Annotated in this window: 17 protein-coding genes; 14 read left to right on the forward strand and 3 right to left on the reverse strand. The window is 68.1% G+C overall.

All coding sequences use genetic code 11. The annotated features are described in order from the left end of the window. The first annotated feature begins 1 nt into the window (after position 1). A complete protein-coding gene (locus RIT73_RS01330) occupies positions 2-661 on the forward strand; it encodes an HAD family phosphatase (protein ID WP_309130246.1) in 660 nt (219 codons plus the stop codon). Here RIT73_RS01330 and RIT73_RS01335 read toward each other — a convergent pair. Continuing rightward, on the reverse strand, positions 639-1,448 hold the full coding sequence (locus RIT73_RS01335) for a PD-(D/E)XK nuclease family protein (RefSeq protein ID WP_309130247.1): 810 nt from the start codon (positions 1,446-1,448) through the stop codon (positions 639-641). The two genes, RIT73_RS01330 and RIT73_RS01335, sit on opposite strands and share 23 nt — an antisense overlap. Positions 1,449-1,557: 109 nt before the next feature. Here RIT73_RS01335 and RIT73_RS01340 point away from each other — a divergent pair, with 109 nt between their 5' ends. From RIT73_RS01340 to arc, 3 genes are read left to right on the forward strand one after another with little or no spacing between them, the layout of a single operon-like run. Further along, complete coding sequence (locus RIT73_RS01340) at positions 1,558-2,718, forward strand: site-2 protease family protein (protein ID WP_309130248.1); 1,161 nt, start codon at positions 1,558-1,560, stop codon at positions 2,716-2,718. 46 nt (positions 2,719-2,764) lie between these two features. After that, positions 2,765-3,781, forward strand: a complete 1,017-nt coding sequence (locus tag RIT73_RS01345; protein ID WP_309130249.1) for a tRNA (adenine-N1)-methyltransferase — start codon at positions 2,765-2,767, stop codon at positions 3,779-3,781. Next, entirely contained in the window at positions 3,778-5,433 is a 1,656-nt protein-coding gene (arc, locus tag RIT73_RS01350) for a proteasome ATPase (protein ID WP_309130250.1), read from the forward strand. Before RIT73_RS01345 ends, arc begins: the two co-directional genes overlap by 4 nt. Before the next feature lie 52 nt (positions 5,434-5,485). Here the strand turns inward: arc and RIT73_RS01355 are convergent, their stop codons facing one another. Beyond that, positions 5,486-5,857: a DUF3054 domain-containing protein gene (locus RIT73_RS01355; protein ID WP_309130251.1), complete on the reverse strand. Its 372-nt coding sequence runs from the start codon at positions 5,855-5,857 to the stop codon at positions 5,486-5,488. Between the two features lie 53 nt (positions 5,858-5,910). Between RIT73_RS01355 and dop the strand changes: the two genes are divergently transcribed. The 7 genes from dop (at position 5,911) to RIT73_RS01390 (ending at position 11,941) form a co-directional block, all read left to right on the forward strand. Beyond that, positions 5,911-7,425 (forward strand): depupylase/deamidase Dop, encoded by a 1,515-nt coding sequence (gene dop / locus RIT73_RS01360; RefSeq protein ID WP_309130252.1) that lies wholly within the window; start codon positions 5,911-5,913, stop codon positions 7,423-7,425. 1 nt (position 7,426) lies between these two features. Continuing rightward, complete coding sequence (locus RIT73_RS01365) at positions 7,427-7,618, forward strand: ubiquitin-like protein Pup (protein WP_309130253.1); 192 nt, start codon at positions 7,427-7,429, stop codon at positions 7,616-7,618. Position 7,619: 1 nt separating this feature from the next. Beyond that, positions 7,620-8,420, forward strand: coding sequence for a proteasome subunit beta (gene prcB, locus RIT73_RS01370; protein WP_309130254.1), 801 nt, complete (start codon positions 7,620-7,622; stop codon positions 8,418-8,420). Further along, entirely contained in the window at positions 8,417-9,106 is a 690-nt protein-coding gene (gene prcA / locus RIT73_RS01375; protein ID WP_309130255.1) for a proteasome subunit alpha, read from the forward strand. The genes prcB and prcA overlap by 4 nt, the downstream gene beginning before the upstream one ends. Next, the gene (pafA, locus tag RIT73_RS01380) at positions 9,106-10,509 is read left to right on the forward strand and encodes a Pup--protein ligase (RefSeq protein ID WP_309130256.1); all 1,404 of its coding nucleotides are present in this window, start codon (positions 9,106-9,108) and stop codon (positions 10,507-10,509) included. Before prcA ends, pafA begins: the two co-directional genes overlap by 1 nt. A gap of 79 nt (positions 10,510-10,588) precedes the next feature. After that, complete coding sequence (locus tag RIT73_RS01385; RefSeq protein ID WP_309130257.1) at positions 10,589-11,545, forward strand: FKBP-type peptidyl-prolyl cis-trans isomerase; 957 nt, start codon at positions 10,589-10,591, stop codon at positions 11,543-11,545. 24 nt (positions 11,546-11,569) lie between these two features. Next, the gene (locus RIT73_RS01390; protein WP_309130258.1) at positions 11,570-11,941 is read left to right on the forward strand and encodes an FKBP-type peptidyl-prolyl cis-trans isomerase; all 372 of its coding nucleotides are present in this window, start codon (positions 11,570-11,572) and stop codon (positions 11,939-11,941) included. 23 nt (positions 11,942-11,964) lie between these two features. Here RIT73_RS01390 and RIT73_RS01395 read toward each other — a convergent pair whose 3' ends face one another. Further along, positions 11,965-13,089 carry a DUF3866 family protein gene (locus RIT73_RS01395; RefSeq protein ID WP_309130259.1) on the reverse strand — a complete coding sequence of 375 codons (1,125 nt, stop codon included), beginning with the start codon at positions 13,087-13,089 and terminating at the stop codon, positions 11,965-11,967. Between the two features lie 39 nt (positions 13,090-13,128). Here RIT73_RS01395 and RIT73_RS01400 point away from each other — a divergent pair, with 39 nt between their 5' ends. From RIT73_RS01400 to tatA, 3 genes are read left to right on the forward strand one after another with little or no spacing between them, the layout of a single operon-like run. Then, positions 13,129-14,145: a WYL domain-containing protein gene (locus tag RIT73_RS01400; protein WP_309130260.1), complete on the forward strand. Its 1,017-nt coding sequence runs from the start codon at positions 13,129-13,131 to the stop codon at positions 14,143-14,145. Beyond that, a complete protein-coding gene (locus tag RIT73_RS01405) occupies positions 14,129-15,040 on the forward strand; it encodes a WYL domain-containing protein (RefSeq protein WP_309130261.1) in 912 nt (303 codons plus the stop codon). The genes RIT73_RS01400 and RIT73_RS01405 overlap by 17 nt, the downstream gene beginning before the upstream one ends. A 37-nt stretch (positions 15,041-15,077) precedes the next feature. After that, positions 15,078-15,356, forward strand: coding sequence for a Sec-independent protein translocase subunit TatA (tatA, locus tag RIT73_RS01410; protein ID WP_309130262.1), 279 nt, complete (start codon positions 15,078-15,080; stop codon positions 15,354-15,356). Positions 15,357-15,363 lie beyond the last annotated feature (7 nt).

Consider the following 15,363-nt stretch of genomic DNA (forward strand, 5'->3'; position numbering starts at 1 on the left):
CATGACGAACCCTGCTGCGATCCTCTGGGATATGGACGGAACCCTTGTCGACACGGAACCGTACTGGATCGAGGCCGAGATCGAGCTGATGCGCGCTCACGGACTCGACTGGACGAAGGAGCAGGGACTGCAGTTCGTCGGCAACGACCTGCTCACCTCGGCGGGGATACTGCGTGCCGCGGGCCTCGACCTGGCGCCCGAGACCATCGTCGAGACGCTGCTCGAGAAGGTGATCGAGCGGGTCCGCGTCGCGGTGCCGTTCCGCCCCGGGGCGCTCGAGTTCCTCGCCGCCGCACGGGCCGAGGGCATTCCCTGCCTCCTCGTCACCGCGTCCTACCGGAGCCTCGCCGAGGCGGTTGTGGCCTCCTGCCCGGCGGGCAGCTTCGACGGCATCGTGGCGGGCGACGAGGTCAGCGCCGGAAAACCCGCTCCCGAGCCCTACCTCAAGGCCGCGGCGATGCTCGGTCTCGACCCCGGCGACTGCGTGGCGTTCGAGGACTCCGTGCCGGGCCTGACCAGTGCCGAGGCCGCCGGGACCATCGCCGTCGGGATCCCGCACCTGGTCGAGCTCGAACCGATTCCCGGCCGCCACCTGTGGCCGAGCCTCGCCGGGCGCACCATCGCCGACCTGCGCGGACTCAGGTCCCGACTATCCGTGTGATCTCCGGAGTGGCAGGGGCGGTGTTGCCCCAGGCCGGGCACAGCGGCTTGAAGCTGCACCAGCTGCACAGCGGTGACTTCCGCGGCCGCCACCGGTCGGTCTCGGCGGCCGCGATGATGTCCTTCCAGATCGCAGCGATCTCGAACTCGGTGCGTTCGAGATCAGCAGGCGTCGGGTGCAGCTTGAGCACACTGCGCGAGCCGAGGTACATCAGCTGCAGGGTGTGGACCAGATCGCCGGAGAGCCGATACTCGACAAGGGCGTAGAAGCCCATCTGGAACTTCGCCTCCTGACCGTACTGGGGCTTCGGCTGCTTGCCGGTCTTGTAGTCGACGAGGCGCTTCTCCCCGCCCGGGGCGACGTCGACGCGGTCGATGAAGCCACGCAGCTCGAGGCCGTTGTCCAGGGTCGTCGACACGTACTTCTCCGTCTGCGCCGGCTCCAGGTGCTCGGGGAACTCGAGAGCGAAATAGGACTGGAGCAGCGCCCTGGCAGATGTGAAGAATGTCTCCTTTTCGGCGTCATGGGCGAAGAGCTCGAGCACCGTCGGATCCTTCTCGATGAGCTCGGCCCAGGCCGGCATCAGCAACTGGTCGGCGGCGGGCTCGGTCCGCTCCTCGGCCGGAAGCGTGAAGAGCCTCTCGAGGACGGAATGGACCAGCGTTCCTTTGAATGCGGCCAGGGACGGCGGCTCCGGGAGCCGGTCGATGCTGCGGAACCGGAACTTCAGCGGACACTGCCGGAAGTCGTTCGCGCGGGAGGGTGAGAGACTGCTGAGCTCGGCCATGGACCCACTCTAGCGAGTCGGTCTGACACGGCGAGACGTGACGGAATCTCGCCTCCGAGCACTGCTAGGCTTGAGAACTCCCGACCCCGAATCAAGAGGACTTCCTTCGATGGCCGCGAAAAATCACCTGACCGGTGCCTCCTCGGGCTTGCGCCTGGGGACAGTGCTGGGCGCCCCGGTGATCCTGGCGTGGTCCTGGTTCCTGGCCGCGATCGTCATCACGATCCTGTTCGCCCCGTGGCTCAACTCGGTGCGCCCGGACCTGGGCGCGTGGGCCTGGCTGGTCGCCTTCGCCTATGCCGTGCTGCTGTTCTTCTCCGTCTTCCTCCATGAGCTCGCCCACGGTGTGGCCGGTCAGTTCTACGGGCTGAAGGTCGCGGCGATCGAGCTCAACATCTGGGGCGGGTTCACCCGCTTCGAACCGCAGGTCGACAACCCCCGCGACCGGGCGGCGTGGACGAGCTTCGTCATCTCCATCGTCGGCCCCATCGTCAATATCGTCCTCGCCCTGCTCGGCTGGTGGGCGCTGAGCGCGGTTCCACAGGCCTCGGTCGGGTGGCTGCTGCTCATCGCCGTCACCTTCGCCAACGTCGCGCTCGGCGCGATCAATCTGCTGCCGGGCATCCCGCTCGACGGCGGGTGGGCGCTGCAGGCGCTGATGTGGCGTCTGACCGGTTCGCAGTACATCGGCACGATCGTCGCCAGCTGGGTCGGCCGGATCATCGCGGTCGGCTTCATCGGCTGGTCGCTGATCACACCGCTGCTCGCCGGGGAGCGCCCCGACCCGCTGACCGTGGCGTGGATGTCGCTGATCGCGATCATGCTCTGGTTCTCCGCCGGCGACGCCGCCACCCACGCCAAGCGGGCCCGCAAGATGGAGACCTACGACCTGTCCCAGGTGGTCCAGCCGGCGATCGCGGCGACCTGGGACGCGGACCTCGCCGACACCCTTGACTACGCCAACACGCTGGGCAATGCGAAGGAGCGGACCCTGATCGTCGTCCTCGATCAGAAGGGACTGCCCTTCGGCCTCGTGGACCGTCATGCTGCAGCAAGGAGGCTCAGCGATTCTCTTGCGCAGGTTCCCGCGGGAGAGGTCGCCCGCCCCCTCGGCGGCTGGATCGGCGTGCCCAAGGACATCACCGCCCCGCACCTGCTCGAGTCGCTGACCCACCGCCCGAAGGCCCAGTTCTGCCTCGTGATGGACGAGAACACCCTGGTGGGAGTCATCGACCTGCAGGAGTTCTTCGACGAGCTTCTCGCCGCCTGAGCCGGGGTTCTTAGGTCAGCCTTGCTCGGCGTAGAGTAGGACCATCATGACTGAGTCAACCCAGACGCAACCCGCACGCGCGCTGAGCGCAGGGGAGAAGATCCAGCTCACCGACCCCAAGGGGCGCATGCACACGATCGTGCTCGCCCCGGGCGAGGTGTTCCACACGCACAAGGGACTGATCCCGCACGAGGACATCATCGGTCGCCCCGAGGGCATCGTGGTGACCAACACCGGCGGCGTCGACTTCCAGGTCTTCCGCCCCCTCTATGAGGACTTCGTCCTGTCCATGCCGCGCGGGGCCGCCGTCGTCTATCCCAAGGACGCCGGACTCATCGTCGCCCTCGGCGACATCTTCCCCGGCGCATGCGTCGTCGAAGCCGGTGTCGGCTCCGGCGCCCTGTCGATCGCCCTGCTGCGGGCCGTCGGAGACCGGGGACGCGTCCACTCGTTCGAGCTGCGCGAGGAGTTCGCGCACATCGCCGGCGGCAACATCGCGGACTTCTTCGACGGCCGGCCAGCGAACTGGGACGTCACCGTCGGGGATCTCGCCGAGGCGCTGCCGCAGGCCCATCCCGACGGCACGGTCGACCGGGTCGTCCTCGACATGCTCACTCCCTGGACCACGCTCGAGTCGGTGACTCGGGCCCTGGCCCCCGGCGGCGTCGTCATCGCCTATGTCGCCACCGTCCCGCAGCTCTCCCGGTTCGTCGAGGCCCTGCGCGCCAGCGGCAGCTACAGCGAACCGCAGTCGATGGAATCGATGGTCCGCGGCTGGCATGTCGACGGTCTGGCCGTGCGACCCGATCACCGGATGATCGCCCACACCGGCTTCCTCATCACCGCCCGTCGGATGGCGCCGGGAGTCGCACCCCTGGAGAAGAAGAAGCGACCGCAGGGATCGCCCGCCTCATCCGAGGACGTCGAGGCCTGGACCGGCCCCGAGGTGACGGAGGAGGCCATCGGCACCCGGACCGCAACCGGCAAGAAGCTGCGCCGCGTGATGCGCGAAGCGGGCAAGCGTTTGAACCGAGAGTTCCCGACCTCGAAGGAGGACCAGTGACCGAGACGACCACCGAGGTCAAGAAGCTGCGCGAGGACACCGCCTCTCTGCGCCAGCAGCTGCACAGCGCGGGCAAGCGGAACGAAGCCCTGTCGAAGACTCTGCGCACCGCCCGCGATGAGCTGGGCAGGATCAAGGAGGAGGCTCGGCGGCTGACCGAGCCGCCGAACAACTGGGGCACCCTCATCGGTCTGACGGAGACGGGCGTGGCCGCAGACGTCATCGTCGGCGGCCGGCGGATGCGCGTGGCCGTGGGGCCCGAGGTCGACCCCGCGACCCTGCGCGCGGGCGCCGACGTCCTCCTGTCCGAGGGGCTCGTCATCATCGGCACCGGCGAGTTCCCGCCCGTGGGCGGTGTGGTCACGGTCCGCGAGTTCGTCGACGACACCCGCATCCTCGTCGGCGCCCCGGGCGACGACGAGCAGGTCTACACCCTCGGCCAGGAGCTCATCGACTCGGGTGTGCGCGTCGGCGATGCCGTCGTCGTCGACACCCGCTCGCACTTCGCCCTGCAGATCGTCGAGAAGCCCGAGGTGTCCTCGCTGCTGCTCGAAGAGGTCCCCGACATCACCTACTCCGACATCGGCGGTCTGTCCGATCAGATCGACCAGATCAAGGACGCCGTCGAGCTTCCGTTCGAGCATCCGCAGCTCTACACCGAACACGGCCTCAAACCGCCCCAGGGCATCCTCCTCTACGGCCCTCCCGGATGCGGGAAGACGCTGATCGCCAAGGCTGTCGCCAACTCACTGGCCGACCGCACCGGCGCCGGCACCGGTCGCAAGACCTTCTTCCTCAACATCAAGGGCCCGGAGCTGCTCGACAAGTACGTCGGCGAGACCGAGAGGCAGCTGCGGATCATCTTCGCCCGCGCCCGCGAGAAGGCCTCGGCCGGCTTCCCCGTGGTCGTGTTCTTCGACGAGATGGAATCGCTCTTCCGCACCCGCGGGACCGGGAAGTCCTCGGACGTGGAGACGACGATCGTGCCGCAGCTGCTGACCGAGATCGACGGCGTCGAGAAGCTCGACAACGTCATCGTCATCGGCGCGTCGAACCGTGAGGACCTCATCGATCCCGCCATCCTGCGCCCGGGCCGCCTCGACGTGAAGATCCGGATCGAACGTCCCGATGCGCGCGCCGCCCGCGACATCTTCGAGAAGTACATCACCGAGGAGCTTCCCCTGCACCCGAGCGTGCTCGAGGGCCATGCCACCCGCGCCGAGGCGGTCGCCGCCCTCATCGGCTACTGCGTCGAGAGGATGTACGAGCAGACCCCGGAGAACGAGTTCGTCGAGGTCACGTACGCGGACGGCTCGAAGGAGGTCCTGCACTTCTCGGACTTCGCCTCGGGCGCCATGATCCACAACATCGTCGACCGAGCGAAGAAGGGTGCGATCAAGACCCTCCTGGACTCCGGCGAGCGGGGTCTGCGGCGGGAGCACTTCGCCGCCGCCATCGCCGAGGAGTTCAGCGAGCACGAGGACCTGCCGAACACGACGAACCCCGATGAATGGGCTCGGATCTCCGGGCGCAAGGGAGAGCGCGTGACGCACCTGCGGATGATGCACCTCGGCGCGGACCGCTGCCCGACGACCCTGCCGTACGAGTCCCAGCGGATCGCCGAGGTGTACCCGAACTCCGACCTGCTCTGAGCGGCCTGCCCAGAACGACCGTGCGGGAAGGGCTCGTTTCAGAAGCTCAGTGTCAGCGCCCGGACTTCGTCAGCGCCGCCGCCACGACTCTCCACCCGATGAGGGTGAGGAAGTTGAGGGCGGCGGCGACGACGATGAAGGCGCCTGCGGTGCCCGCTCCCGTCAGCACCCGGATCACGAGCGCCGTGAGCACCGTGATCGCCCATACCGCGCCACCCGTGTGCAGCGGGGAGACCGGGCGGTCCCAGACGGCGGAGAGCAGCCAGGCGAGGCCCAGTCCGGTGAGGAACGGCCAAGCCGTGGACCACAGCCCGACCGGGTCGAAGTTGTGAGAATGTGTGTAATGGCCGATGATCGCAAACAGGATCACCAGGATCAGGTCGACGGTCAGGGCGATCGGGAGATGAGATTTCTTCGCAGCCACGCCATGAGTCTAAACGCCAGGGGAGGCCCCAGTTGATCAGTGTGCACCGTGTGATGGGTTCCGAGACCGAGTTCGGGATCTCGCAGCCGGACAACCCGCATGCGAACCCGATGCGCGACTCCGCCCGGGTCGTCGACGCCTACGCGGGACCGCGCGGCCTCAAGTCCTCCCAGAACTTCTGGGACTTCGCCACCGAATCCCCGCTGGCCGACGCCCGCGGGTTCCTGATGAACATCGCCGATGCCGACATCTCCCAGCTCACCCACCTGCCACAGGAATCGGTGGAGGCCCAGTACCTGGCCAACGTGGTCACCGAGAACGGGGCCCGCTACTACGTCGACCACGCCCACCCCGAGTACTCCTCGCCCGAGGTGCTCACCCCGCGCGATCTCGTCACCTACGACCGTGCCGGGGACCTCGTCGCCCTGGCTTCGGTGCGCCGGCTCGCGTCGTCGACCGAACCGGTCAACCTGTACAAGAACAACACCGATTCCAAGGGGTCCTCGTACGGCGCCCACGAGAACTACCTCGTCGACCGCGGCATCGACTTCGACGCGATCGTGGCGGGTCTGATCCCGTTCTTCGTCACCCGCCAGATCCTGTGCGGGGCCGGACGCGTCGGCATCGGCCGGGAGGGGGAGGAGAAGGGCTTCCAGATCTCGTCACGGGCCGACTTCTTCGAGGCCGAGGTCGGCCTCGAGACCACTCTGCGCCGACCCATCGTCAACACCCGTGACGAGCCGCACGCCGACCCCGCGAAGTACCGCCGCCTCCACGTGATCCTCGGCGATGCGACCCTGGCCGAGCCGTCCACGTTCGTGCGCTTCGGTTCGACCTCCCTGGTCCTCGGGCTGATCGAGGCGGGACTGGCGCCGCAGCTCGAACTCGCCGACCCTCTGCAGTCGCTGTGGGACGTCAGCCACGACCTCACACTGTCCGCCTCCCTGCCGCTGAGCGACGGCACGACCCGCACGGCGCTCGAGATCCAGGAGATCTACTTCGCCGCCTGCGCCGAACACGCCGGGGACGACGCCGAGACCCAGGAAGTGCTCGCCGAATGGCGGAGGTTCCTCGACGGACTCGCCACCGATCCCAGGTCCCTGGCCGATTCGATCGACTGGGTGGCGAAATGGGCCCTCCTCGACGGCTACCGGCAGCGGGAGGACATCGACTGGGACCATCCCAAGCTGGCGCTCATCGACGTCCAGTATCACGACGTGCGACCGGAGAAGGGTCTCTTCCATCGCCTCGAGAAGGCCGGGAGGATCCGCCGGATGACCACCGACGCCGAGGTCGAACGCGCCGTCGTGACCCCGCCGGAGGGCACTCGCGCCTACCTGCGGTCACTGGCGGTGACCCGGTTCTCCGACTCCCTCATCGCGGCCAGCTGGGACTCGCTCGTGCTCGACGCCGGTGCCTATGGAACAGTGCGTCTGCCCATGTCGGAACCCCTCAAGGGCAACCGGGAGCTGCTCGAGCGGAGACTGGCCGACGTCCACAGCGGCGAGGAGCTTCTGCGGGCGCTGGGAGTGACTAGACTTGAGACCAACCGAGATGACGAGGTATGAGATGAGTTCCAACGAACAGATCAACAAGGACCACTCCGGCGGCGCCGGGGAGCCCCCTGCCGATCCTCCTGCAGCCGTATCCGCGCAGATCAACACCGAGAACGTCGATTCGATCCTCGACGAGATCGACAGCGTCCTCGAGTCCAACGCCGAAGAGTTCGTCCGCAACTTCGTGCAGAAGGGCGGCCAGTGAGATGGCAGGATTCCCTCCTGCCTTCCTCACCTCGACGAGCAACTCCTTCATCGAGTTCGCACGCACCGCGGCCCCCGAGGCGCTGCCGCGGATGACCGCCTCCGAACTGCACTCCCAGGTGCCGGAGGGCACCACCATCGTGTGCCTGAAGACGGCCGGGGGAGTCCTCATGGCCGGCGACCGACGGGCCACGATGGGCAACGTCATCGCCTCGCACGCGATGGAGAAGGTGCACCCGGCCGATGACTCCTCGGTGATCGGGATCGCCGGCACCGCCGGCCTCGCTCTCGAGCTGATCCGCCTGTTCCAGCTCGAGCTCGAACACTACGAGAAGATCGAGGGCGCGCGCCTGTCGCTCGAGGGCAAGGCCAACCGCCTGGCCTCGATGCTGCGCGGCAGCCTCGGCATGGCGCTGCAGGGCCTGGCCGTCGTCCCGCTGTTCGCCGGCGTCGACGACAGTGCCCCGGGCGGGCAGATCTTCAGCTTCGACGTCACCGGCGGCAAATACGAAGAGCACCGCTTCCACTCGATCGGCTCCGGCTCGGGACCTGCCCGCGGCGCCCTGAAGAAGCTGTGGGAGCCCGGGCTCAGCGCCGATGCCGCGATCAGGGTGGCCGTCGAGTCCCTGTTCGACGCCTCCGACGAGGATTCGGCCACGGGCGGCCCGGACTTCGTGCGCCGGATCGCGCCGACCGTCTTCACGGTCGACACCGTCGGCGGAGTGCAGGAGGTCGAGGCCGCTCGGATCCTCGCGGCCGCCGACGAGATCGTGGAGCGCCGGACCAGGAGGGCACAGTCATGAGCCAGGCACCGTTCTACGTCTCGCCCGAGCAGCTGATGAAGGACCGGGCGGACTTCGCCCGCAAGGGCATCGCCCGCGGCCGGTCCGTCGTCGTCCTGCGCTACGACGACGGCATCCTGTTCCTCGCCGAGAACCCGTCCCCGACCCTGCACAAGATCGCGGAGATCTACGACCGGATCGGCTTCGCGGCGGTCGGGAAGTACAACGAGTTCGAGACCCTGCGGCAGGCCGGGGTGCGCTACGCCGACCTGCGCGGGTACTCCTACCACCGGACCGACGTCACCGCCCGCGGACTGACCAACGCCTACGCCCAGACCCTGGCCGGGGTCTTCACCACCGAGTCGAAGCCCTTCGAGGTCGAACTCGTCGTCGCCGAACTCGGTGCCACCGGCGCCGGGGACCAGCTCTACCGGCTCTCCTACGACGGATCGGTCATCGACGAGTCCGAGCACGTGGCCATCGGCGGTCAGGCCGAGGCGATCACGGCGAGGCTCGCCGGGCTGACCACCTCCGAGCTCGACCTGCGCGCGGTCTTCAACCACGGGGTGCGGGCCCTGGCCGAAGCGACGACCGGGCCGCTGCCCACTCGCGACCTCGAGGCCGCGGTGCTCGACCGCACCGCTCCGGGTCATCGCACGTTCCGGCGTCTGACCGATGCCGCGATGGTCGAGATGCGAGACGAGTGATGGCGCGCATCTACGGGCTCGAGACCGAATACGGACTCGCCCACACCCCGGGCGCGGACCAGCGGCGGATCGGCCCCGAGGAGATCGCACGGTACCTGTTCCGGCCGGTCGTCGAATGGGGCCGGTCCTCGAACGTGTTCCTGCCCAACGGCTCCCGGCTCTACCTCGACGTCGGTTCCCACCCCGAATACGCGACCGCCGAATGTGACTCACTGACCGACCTGCTCACCCAGGACCGGGCGGGGGAGGCGCTGATGATCGACCTCCTGGAGCAGGCGCAGTCGAGCATCGACGCCGACGGAGTGGGCGGACGCATCCACATGGTCAAGAACAACACGGACGCCGCCGGCAACTCCTACGGCTCCCACGAGAACTTCCTGATCCGACGCAACCTCGACTTCAACCGGCTGACCTCGGTGCTGCTGCCATTCCTCGTCTCCCGGCAGCTGCTCGTCGGAGCCGGGGCCATCATCCCGACGAAGTCCTCCTTCCACCCCGACGAGGAGGTCAGCGCGGACGACAAGATGTTCGGCCTCTCCGCCCGCTCCGACGTGATGTGGGAGGGACTGTCCTCGGCCACCACCCGGTCGCGGCCGATCATCAACGCCCGCGACGAACCCCACGCGGACTCGGAGAAGTACCGGAGGCTGCACGTCATCGTCGGTGACTCCTCGATGTCGACGGCCACCTCGGCGCTGAAGATCGGATCCGCGATCCTCATCCTCGACCTCATCGAGCAGGGTGCGCGGATCCCCGAACACGGGCTGCGCCACCCCGTGCGCGACATCCGGCTCGTCGCCCGCGACCTCACCGGGTCGGTGCCGCTGGAACGAACGGACGGCTCCACGATCACCCCCCTGCGGCTGCTGGCCGACTACCGCGATCGGGCCCAGGTCATCGTCGACTCCGGTGACCACAGCCTCGGCGACGACTCCACAGCCTTCTATGTGATCGACCTCTGGACCCGGATGCTGGACAGCGTCGAATCCCAGGACTTCACCGCCGTCGAGCACGAGATCGACTGGGTGATGAAGAAGGCGCTCATCGACCGGGCCCTGGCCCGGGGCATCGACGACATCGCCGATCCGCGGATCCACCGGCTCGACATCGCCTACCACGACATCACCCCGGCCACCGGCCTGTTCCCGAAGCTCGAGCGAGCCGGAGTCGCGAAATGCCTCGTCCCCGCCGAGGCGGCGCAACGCGCGAAGGACCGGGCCCCGGCGACGACGCGGGCCGCGATCCGCGGCGAATTCGTCCGCGCCGCCCATGCGGCGCGCCGCGACTACACCGTCGACTGGGTGCATCTGCGGCTCAACGACGAAGCCGGTCGGGCGGTGGCGCTCAAGGACCCGTTCGAGTCGACCCATCCGCAAGCCGAGGCCCTCATCGCCGGTCTCTGAGAAGCACTCTGAGAAGTCGCGGTCGGCCAGACCGGTAAGATCCTCAATTGGTCCACACAAGCTGTGAGAAAGGAACCACGTGCGCACTCAAGTGCTCAGTGCCATCGCCGCCGCCGCGCTGCTGCTGTCGGCCTGCGGGCAGAGCGATTCGGCCGAGACGACGCCCAGCGCCCCACCCTCGGTGTCCGCGAAGGACGCGAAGTCGACCAGCCTCGAGGACATCGGTGTCGAGGGCAAATTCGGTGAGAAGCCGAAGGTGTCCTTCGAATCCCCGCTGGTCGTCGGCGAGAGCGCTCGCAAGGTCATCTCGGAGGGCGACGGGGCGAAGATCGCCGAGGGCGAGCAGGTCACCGCGCAGATGACCCTGGTGTCGGGAACGACCGGCAAGGTCATCGAGTCGAGCTATGACTCGAAAGCGCCGGCCGGGTTCCCGATGGACAGCTCGCAGATCTCGAAGGACCTCTACGACGCGCTCCTCAACGTGCCCGTCGGATCGCGGATCCTCATGTCCCTCAACGGGGTCGCCCAGCAGGGGCAGCCGAAGCAGACCCTCGTCTACGTCATCGACGTCCAGAAGACGGAGAAGCCGAAGACCCGCGCCGAGGGCAAGAAGCTCGATCAGTCGGGCAATCCGGTGATCGTGACCTGGGCCGAGAACGGCGAACCGGCGATCTCGAAGCCGACGGGGCAGCCGCCGAAGGAGCTGAAGTCGTACACGACGATCGAAGGCGACGGCCCGGAGGTCAAGGCGGGCCAGAGTGTGGCCGTGCACTACTCCGGCTGGCTGTGGAACGACACCTCGAAGTACTTCGACTCGAGCTGGCAGGAGGGGCGCGGTCCCTTCGCGGTCGACCCGGTCGGTCAGGCCCAGGTCATCGACGGCTGGAACGAAGGCCTCGTCGGTCAGAAGGTCGGCAGCCAGGTCGTCCTCGTCATCCCACCGGACAAGGGCTACGGCGAGCAGGGCAGCCCACCGAAGATCCCCGGCAACTCCACTCTCATCTTCGTCATCGACATCCTCTCGGCCCAGGGCTGAGAGTCAACCACCAGGAGGAGCACAATGAGCAAGCAGAAGCCAGAAGTCGAATTCCCCGGCGAGGCGCCGACCGAACTCGTCATCACCGACACCATCATCGGTGACGGCCCGGAAGCCGGCCCCGGTGACACCGTGAGTGTGCACTACGTGGGCGTCGCCCATTCGACGGGAGAGGAGTTCGACGCCTCCTACAACCGGGGGACGCCGCTCGAGTTCCGTCTCGGCTCCGGCATGGTCATCGCCGGCTGGGACCAGGGCATCCAGGGCATGAAGGTCGGGGGGCGGCGCACCCTGCAGATCCCGCCGCACCTGGCCTACGGGGATCAGGGAGCGGGCGGTGTGATCAAGCCCGGTGAGAGCCTGATCTTCGTCTGCGACCTCGAGAACGTGCGCTGAGTCATTGACTCCGGGCGCTGATTTCAGCGCTGCGCGACCAGTCTGCCCGCCGCGGCGGCAGCCAGAAAGGCTGCTGCGTCGGCGGGCAGTCTGCGTCCCATCGTCGACAGCCCGACCGGGCACGACTTGAGAGCGGCCCACAGCCCGTCCAGGTCGACGTCGATGAGCTCGTGCATGGTCAGGCGCTCGAGCTGGCCGGCGGTGACCTCGGCGAGACCGGCGGGGTCGGCGTCCATCTCGGCGACGTCCGCCTCGGCGAGGGTGGAGAAGTCGGGGACGGGAACGCTCACCCCGGGCCGGGCGATCTCGGTCAGCGAGGTCAGGGAATGGTGGGAGATGCCGAAATGACGGCCCCGGCCATCGGCGTTCGACATCCGGAGGACGCCCACCGGCCTCCCGCGAAGCAGGGCGGCGGCATTGAGATGCTCACCGGCGACGAGGCCCGAATAGCCGTACTTCGTGCCGGTGCCCAGGTTCCCCGGACCCTGGGTGACGATCGCGACGTCCGCGCCCATCACATGCCGGGCGGCGAGCAGCCCGGTGTGGATCGTCACGGCTTCGAGGTCCCCGCCCCAGGATTGGCCGGTGCTGATGCTGCCGGTGAGCCAGCCGGCGTCCTTGAGTCCGGAGACGGCCTGTGAGAACGGGGCCGGCAGAGCTGCCCCGTCGCTGAGGACGTAGGCGACCTTGAGGTCGGGGTTCTCCGCACGAATCCCGGCGACGATGGCCGGCAGCGCCGAGTGCAGATCCGCGACCAGCACCGGCATGGACTCGAGGGACTCCGCCGTGGCCAGCGTCGCGTGATGCGCCGACTCCTGGTCGTCGACGCCGAGCACCATCGTCTGGAGCGGCGAGTACCGGTCCTTGACCAGATGCCCGGGGCCGGGCGGGGGATCAGCGGGCAGCGCCTCGGGCAGGGCCACGACGAGACCGAACCCGCCGGTGCCCAGTCGTTTGGCCAGGGCCGAGACGTTGAGCAGGACCGTGTCGCCGACCTGCGGATCTCCCACCGCCTCGGTGTAGGCGATGGCCCTGATGGCCACGGTGTCCGAACCCGGCAGCGGCTGCCCGAGCTCTGCCTCGACCTCCGTGCAGCCGGGCCGCCTGGAGCGGACCGCCGTCACGATTCCCTTGCGCCAATGGATCATGGTCCCAAGACTATCGCCGGTCTGCGCTACGGTGGAATCGTGAACACTCCTCGTCCCAGCAGACAGAGACAGCAGACGGAACGTCTGATGAACCTGCTCATCGCCCTGCGCGCCGCCCGTGGCTGGGTCTCCCGCCGCACCCTGATGCGGGTCATCGACGGCTATGCGGATCTCGATGAAGCGGCCTTCGACCGGAAGTTCTCCCGCGACAAGGAGCTGCTGCGGCAGATGGGCATCTCGATCGCGACCCGTGCCGAGCACGACGCCTACGGCGACGAGGGAGAGACCGGCTACCGGATCTCGGCCGATGACTACGCGATGGGCGATGTCGACCTCACTCCGTCCGAAGCCGCGGCCGTGGCCGTGGCCGCCCAGTTCTGGTCGAACACCGAGCTTGGGGAGAGCGTGGGCCAGGCGCTGACGAAGCTGAGGGGGCTGGGGATCGACCTCGTCGAGGCGAATCCCGGACAGGCGAGCCAGGTGATGGCCTCGACCCGGCTCTCGACCGCGAACTTCGCCACCGCCCTGCGACACATCAACGCGCGGGAGGCGATCGGGTTCAAGTACCACAAACCGGGGCAGGCGCCGCGGAAGGTCAGGCTCGAACCCTACGCCCTGCTCAGCCGCGGAGACCGCGTCTACCTGATCGGCTTCGACCTCGACCGACAGGCGCAGCGGACGTTCCGGCTGAGCCGGATCGAGGGAAAGCTGGGCAAAATCTCCGGTCGGGAGCCCGGGGACTACGAGATCCCCACCGACAACGCCTGGCACCTGACGCTGAGCTCGAGTTCCGAGATGGCGTTCGTCGCCGAGGCGAAGCTGCGACTGCGGGCCCACCGCGCCGATCCGCTGCGCCGCCGGCAGGTCCGAGCCGAGGACGATGCCATCGTCATCGAGTACAGCGACGCCGCGGCCCTGGCCGCGGAGATCGTCAGCTACGGCGGCGCCGTCGAGGTGATCGGACCCGAGGAGCTGAGACGGGCCGTTGCCGATCGGCGCGCCACGATTGCGAAGTCCCTGCACCGATTGGGAGGCCGCGATGTCCTCAGCGCGTGAACGTCTGACCCGGCTGCTCAGCCTGGTGCCCTATCTCGACGCCCACCCGGGCGTCGACCTCCAGGAGACCGCCGACTACTTCGGCGTCGACGCCGCGACCCTCATCGACGATCTGCAGCTCCTGTTCGTCACCGGGCGCCCCGGGCACATGCCCGACGACCTCATCGACGCCTCCTGGGAGGGAGGCAAGATCTACATCTCCAACGCCGAGGAGGTCTCCGTGCCGGTGCGGCTGAGCGCGGAGGAGGCCGGAGTCCTGGTCCTCGCCCTCGACCTCATCGACCTCATCCCGGGACTCGACGCCGAGGCGGTGCGCACGGCCGCCGGCAAGCTGCGGCAGGCGGCGGGGGAGAACCTGCACACCCCCGTCGAGGTCTCTCCGCTGCCCGCGGACGAGGAGCTGATGGAGTTCCTCCGCTCCGCCATCGCCGCAGAGTCCGCAGTGAGCATCGACTACTACGTCGCCTCCCGCGACGAACTGACCTCCCGGGTCATCGCCCCGCACCGGCTCGTGCCCGGCGCCGACTGGTACCTCGACGCCTGGTGCTACGAGGTCCAGGCCCCGCGTCGGTTCGCGCTGAGCAAGATCCGGTCCTGGAAGCCGGCGTCCCACCCGCCTCTGTCCGCCGCCTCGGCGCAGGACACCAGCCGCGAGGTGACGATGCGGCTGAGCGCGGACGGGGCATGGCTGGCCGACGAACTCGAACTGCTCGACCGTGAATATTCGGTGAATGGCGATGGAAGCGTGAGCATCAGGATGGTCGTCCATTCCCTCGACTGGCTCAGCCGATTCCTGCTCTGCCACGCCGATGTCATCGCGGAGATCGACGACCCGGAAGCGATCGCCGCCGCGCTGGAGAGGCTCGAGGATGAAAGGCACAGCCGCACGGCGTAGAATCGTCACTGCACGTTCTACCTAAGGAGCCGCCCTCATGGGTCACGTAAGCCTGCCCCACATCCTCATCGTCGTCGCCGTCATCGTCCTCATCTTCGGTGCCCCGAAGCTGCCGATGCTCGCCCGCAGCCTGGGCCAGTCCCTGAAGATCTTCAAGTCCGAGGTCAAGGACCTGCGCGACGACGAGCCCAAGACCACGGAACCGGGCGAACTGAACTCCGGTGCCGGCACCGATCCCGCCGCCGGTTCGACCGACGCTGCCGGGGTCAAGCGCAGCACCGATGAGAAGCAGGACCCGCAGACGCACGGGAAGTGAAGGAACA

The sequence above is a fragment of the Brevibacterium sp. genome (genome assembly GCF_031179145.1).
Taxonomy (GTDB): Bacteria; Actinomycetota; Actinomycetes; order Actinomycetales; family Brevibacteriaceae; genus Brevibacterium.